Raw genomic sequence first — 5,877 nt, 5'->3', positions numbered from 1 at the left:
AGACTTGACAGCACCGGCATCTGCTGTCGTATCTTTCGTCACGTCCGCTAGTTTTGCACCTGACGTATCAACGACCCATTTCCCGTCAACTTCCTTTAACTGAAGATCAATGACACCAACGTTTTTCCCTTGTGTGTTCGCCATGACGACTGGTTTCCCATTGATTAAGCCATTTTCTTTATCAACATTCGGCAGTTTGTTGAACGCTGAATCGGCTGCTGGGAACTTCCCATGCTGATGACCTGTCATCAAGACATCGATGTCTGCGACTTTCGTCAACGCGTAGCCAACGTTCTCATCGCCATCTTTTTGATCCGTCGTATCCCCGATCCCTGTGTGCGCGAGTGCCACGACGACGTCTGCGCCAGCATCTTTTAATTTTTTCGCTGTGGCTTTAGCAGTCGGGATGATATCTTCAGCCGTGACTTTCCCCGTCAGGTTCCCCGCATCCCATGCCATGATTTGTGGCGTGACGACTCCAAACACACCAACCTTAACTGTTTTCATGTCACCGTTCTGGTCCTTGACTTGACGTTCGATGATTTGATAGTCTTTTCCATCTTTGTTGTAGTCCGCGACGATTGGCTTTTTCGTGATTGCATCCAACACGTTCGAGTTGACGAACTTGATTGAACCGCTCGAAGCACTCATCGCTGACTTAAGGAAATCAAGACCGAAGTTGAATTCATGGTTTCCGAGCGTGACCGCGTCATAACCAAGGTACTCCATCAATTCGTACATCGGATGTTTGCCTTTGTTTCCTTTGTCGTACTGGTTCTTCACGTAATCACCGAATGGCGTTCCTTGAAGTGTATCTCCGTTATCGAACAAGAAGCTATTCGTAGCGCCCACTTCAGCTTGTTGCTGTTTGATGACTGTAGCGGCTTTGACGAGACCAATCGTTTCGTCCTGCGCATCCTTGAAGTAATCGTAGTTCATTGAGTTCGTATGTAAATCCGTTGTTTCTAAGAAGCGTAATTTGACGACACTGTTGTCGGCAGCAAGTGTCTTGACTTGGACGACTGGTACGAGCATCGGTGCGATCAATGTCGACGCGATGACGAGCTTTGTAGCTTTTTTCATTTAAATTTCCCCCCAGGATGTTTTGACTGCTTCATTAATTTAGCATGGTTCGATTATAGCTAATAGTCCTTTCAAATAGGTCGGACATCCGTCTTATTTAACCTACTTAACTAATTCCAAATACTGGCTTAACATTGTTGATTTTCCCTTTACAAACCAAGTTTACATGGTAAAAAAAGGAGATGATGCAAATGAGATGAACCACGTAAAAAAACGATACATTTCAGGTCATGAACCTGAAAACGTATCGTTTATGCTTGATGTAGAACGTAACTGTTCCTTCTCGACTCCTACAGGTAAAGAAAGCATGGTTTTCGCTTTCGTCAGGGTCAGGTGAGATCCGGTCGCAGTTTAGGATACGCGACTTACCTCCCGCCTGTGGAAAGCGAGCATGACAGCAACGTTCGTCGTCCCGATTCACGGTACATCTCCTAGTGGAAGAACTTCATCATTCCACGTTCCTTACACCGTTTTCTCTGGCTTTCGTCGGACAACATAACCAAGAATTCCAGCAAGTAACGCAAGTCCTGCGGCGTATATTACTGTCCATCCTGCCGTTTGTTGAGCGAACTCGAATAAGGCGTCACTCCGCCATTTCATCGCGAACTGAACGTATGAAGCCTGACTGACGATGAAGCTGATGACACCAATCGCGATCGCAAAGACGAACGGATCAACAATCGATTTAAAGCTGCGGATACTACAGACGAAGTAGATCGCAAACGTCACCAGCAATAATACCCAATACGCACTCTCACTTGAGACGTCTGGCGCTGTCGCTCCTGCCGATTCCGCATCGATCGCTTGGATCGTCTGCCGTGCGACACCGTAATCAACCGGATCGAGCTTCAATTGTGTCGCTGACAAGTCAGGGCGCTCTCCACCGAGTAACGTCAACAATTGTTCCGTCACCCGATTGGTATCAATCCCATCAACGACTTTTTGGATCGAGTCATTAAGCTGATCCGTCGAGGTCTCCCCGTTTAACATCGAGACAGGGATTTCCGCATTCGCTCCAAGGACATCTGCTTGATACACGACTTGACCGCCGTGGATCCAGTCATACATCCCCCCACTTCCGGCGTTCAGACTCGCGACGGTGAGTGCTGTCCGTAGTGAGGAATCGCCGTCATATTCCGCTTCATCCTGTACCGTAAAGACGAGTTGGAGCGTACTTGCAAACATTAAAATCAGTAAGCTGGCACGTCCGGCAGCTGTCAGACCGGATAACTTTTGCGGGAAGAATGCCATCCAACCAAGCAAACTGACGACGAGAAGCGGTAAGATACCGCTCATCGCATAGCTGTCTTGTAACGAGAGGAATGGCACGTCGTTTCCGCGTCCGGCAAGGATGAACCAGATGATTCCGACCGTTAAGAAGAAACTGACCGATCGAATCGTCCACCCGAGACGACTTGCCTTAATCCGTAACACTAAAAATAACAGGACGATCAAACCGATGCCAAAAACGGAATAGAGTAACGTACCGTAAGAGACATCAAACGTAAGTGGTGCAAGGACTTGCTTTAAGTCGATCCCAAACAACGATAAGACATCGCCGGCAGAACTCGCATCGAGCACCTGATTGATGATTCCTTCCCGGACCGCACTCGGCATCGTGATCGACAGCCCACCGACGAACAGTAGCATCAATGACACCGTGATGTCTGCATCTTTCCAGGAGACATCCGCCTGTTGCATCTGCGTCACGAGATCCTGATAGTCTGAGGATGAGGTGATTTGTGAAGTCAAAAATGCCATCACACCATAGATGACACCGAAAAAGATGAGACCGATAAGGACGCCAAACAGGACATCCCAGACGGAAAACCGTCGTTGTTTCCTTTCTTGCCTTGACTCCATCCCATTTCCTCCTTTTTATGTCTGATGTTTGAATATTCCTGCTACAGCGAAACCAAAAACATCAATTTCATTCAACAGCCATTATATCCCACTTCTTCTCTGACTGTCTCCACTGATTCCCAAAACAAAAACCGACTTCTCACAGTGAGAAGCCGGTTGAACGATCAGGTGCCATGGTATTTTTTTCTCTATTAGATGCCTTCGTATGCTTGTTCCATGATCGTCCGTAACTCAGCGACAAGCGGCATCTTCGGATTCGCAGTCGTACATTGATCTTCAAAAGCATCGACCGCCATCTTATCGAGTTTTGCCTCGAAGTCTGCTTTTTGAATGCCTTGCGCCTTGAATGACATTTTGATGTTGAGACGTTGTCCAAGATCAGCAACGGCTTGGATAAGGGATTCGACCCCTTGTTCCGTCGTTGCTGCCGGAAGACCGAGGTAGCGTGCGATGTCCGCGTACCGTTCATCCGCGACGAATGATTCGTATTTCGGGAATGCTGCTAGTTTCGTTGGACGTGACGCGTTATAGCGAATGACGTGTGGCATCAGGATCGCGTTCGTCCGTCCGTGTGGTGTGTGGAATTCGCCACCGATTTTGTGTGCAATCGAGTGGTTGATGCCGAGGAAGGCGTTCGCGAATGCCATCCCTGCCATCGTTGACGCATTGTGCACTTTTTCGCGTGCTTCGGCGTCTGATCCGTTAGCATATGCTCGTGGCAAGTAGTCGAAGATCATCTTGATTGCTTTGAGTGCCAGTCCATCCGTGTAGTCGTTCGCAAGCACCGAGACGTATGCTTCTGTCGCATGCGTCAAGACATCCATTCCGGTATCAGCAGTGATTGAAGCTGGGACGGTCATGACGAATTCTGGATCAACGATTGCGACGTCTGGCGTCAATGCATAGTCAGCAATCGGGTATTTGACGTTTTTCTCTTTATCCGTGATGACGGTGAACGGTGTCACTTCTGAACCCGTACCAGAAGTCGTCGGAATCGCGACGAACTTCGCTTGACGACCAAGTGTCGGGAATTGATACGCCCGTTTGCGGATATCAAGGAATTTTTGACGTAAATTCGAGAACGTTTCGTTCGGTTGTTCATAGAAGAGCCACATTCCTTTTGCAGCATCCATCGCTGAACCACCACCGAGAGCGATGATCAAGTCAGGTTTGAAGTCACGCATCGCTTGGGCACCCGTCTGAACAGTCGTCACCGATGGATCTGGTTCAACCTGGTCAAAGATTCGGTAACTGACGGACTGTGGCAAGTTTTGAATTACTTTATCGGCATAACCGAACTGTACCATCGTTGGATCCGTCACGATCATGACGCGTGAGACGTCTGTCATCGACCGCAAGTACTGAACAGAGTTCTTTTCGAAGTAGATTTTTTCAGGGACCTTGAACCATTGCATGTTCACGCGTCGTCTCGCCACCTTTTTGACGTTGAGTAAGTGTTTCGCTGTCACGTTTTCAGAAACAGAGTTTTTCCCGTATGATCCGCAACCGAGTGTCAGAGATGGTGTCAACTCGTTGTACAGATCACCAATTCCGCCATGAGCAGATGGGCTGTTGACGAGGATCCGGCAGGCTTTCATGCGGAGTCCGAACGCTGTCATCAAGTCATCGTTCGTCGTATGAATGACAGCTGTATGACCGAGACCTCCGATTTCAAGCATTTGTTCAGCAATCGTGAACGCTTCTTCGGTCGAAGCGACGCGATACGCACCGAGGACGGGACTGAGTTTTTCATGAGACAATGGTTCTGCCGCTCCGACGTGCTCGAGTTCTGCGACGAGCATGACCGTCGTTTCCGGAACATCGATGCCGGCTTTTTCTGCGATCCATGTCGCAGGTTTCCCGACGATGTCCGCGTTGACGGCACACGTATCGGTTTTGATGACGAGTGATTCAAGGCGTTGTTTTTCTTCCGGTGTACAGAAGTAACAACCGAGTGCTTCCATTTCCGCACGAACTGTCGCATAAATCTCTTGGTCGACGATGACGGCTTGCTCAGACGCACAAATCATCCCGTTATCAAACGTTTTTGAGAGAACCAGATCGCTGACTGCCCGTTTGACTTTCGCAGACTGTTCGATGTAACACGGAACATTCCCTGGTCCAACACCGAGTGCCGGTTTACCTGTTGAATACGCTGATTTGACCATTCCTGCTCCACCTGTCGCAAGGACCATGGCGATTTTTTCATGGTTCATCAAGACTTTCGTTGCTTCAAGTGATGGTTCTTCCACCCATTGAATACAGTCTTTCGGTGCCCCGGCTTTGATGGCTGCGTCACGGAGTGTTTTCGCTGCTTCGACGGAACACCGTTGTGCCGATGGGTGGAACGCGAAGACGATCGGGTTGCGCGTCTTGATCGCAATCAATGCTTTGAACATCGTCGTTGATGTCGGGTTCGTGACCGGTGTGACACCACAGACGACACCGACGGGTTCAGCGATATAGGTGATGCCGTTTTGGACATCTTCTTCGAGAATCCCGACCGTTTTTTCATGACGTAGACTGTTGTAGATGTATTCTGTCGCAAACATGTTTTTAATCATCTTATCTTCAAAGACACCGCGTCCCGTCTCTTCTGCTGCGAGACGAGCGAGTTCGACGTGCCGTTCGAGTCCAGCAAGTGCCATATCCCGGACGATCGTGTCGATTTTTTCTTGATCGAATGTCAGTAATTCTTGTAATGCACGTTGCCCTTTTTCAACGATTTGTCCAACTGCTTGTTCGACCGGCGTTGCCGTCGATTTTGTTTTTTCTTTCACAGCCATGAGTGGTTTCCTCCCTGTCGTGGAACGAATCTGAGTTTGATTTGCCAACCATTATGTCAGGAATGCCAAGCTGTTTTTCAATAGTTTGTGCTTTCCTTCACAAATCAATCATAACCCCTTTTTCCTGTTTTGTGCATGACCATCC

At 48.6% G+C, this 5,877-nt stretch carries 3 protein-coding genes; all 3 read right to left on the bottom strand.

Annotated elements, in window-relative coordinates:
- A partial coding sequence (locus F8N00_RS15685) for a metallophosphoesterase (protein ID WP_421018538.1) occupies nt 1-1,083 on the bottom strand: 1,083 nt, incomplete at its 3' end.
- Nucleotides 1,084-1,545: 462 nt separating this feature from the next.
- Entirely contained in the window at nt 1,546-2,946 is a 1,401-nt protein-coding gene (locus F8N00_RS15680) for a hypothetical protein (RefSeq protein WP_421018537.1), read from the bottom strand.
- Between the two features lie 191 nt (nt 2,947-3,137).
- The gene (gene adhE / locus F8N00_RS15675; RefSeq protein ID WP_050677042.1) at nt 3,138-5,732 is read right to left on the bottom strand and encodes a bifunctional acetaldehyde-CoA/alcohol dehydrogenase; all 2,595 of its coding nucleotides are present in this window, start codon (nt 5,730-5,732) and stop codon (nt 3,138-3,140) included.
- Nucleotides 5,733-5,877: the final 145 nt, after the last annotated feature.

The sequence above is a fragment of the Exiguobacterium sp. A1_3_1 genome, assembly GCF_048985645.1.
GTDB classification, from domain to species: domain Bacteria; phylum Bacillota; class Bacilli; order Exiguobacteriales; family Exiguobacteriaceae; genus Exiguobacterium_A; species Exiguobacterium_A indicum.
The sequence above is the reverse complement of the archived record's forward strand: the minus strand, read 5'-3'. Positions and strand labels throughout refer to the sequence as shown.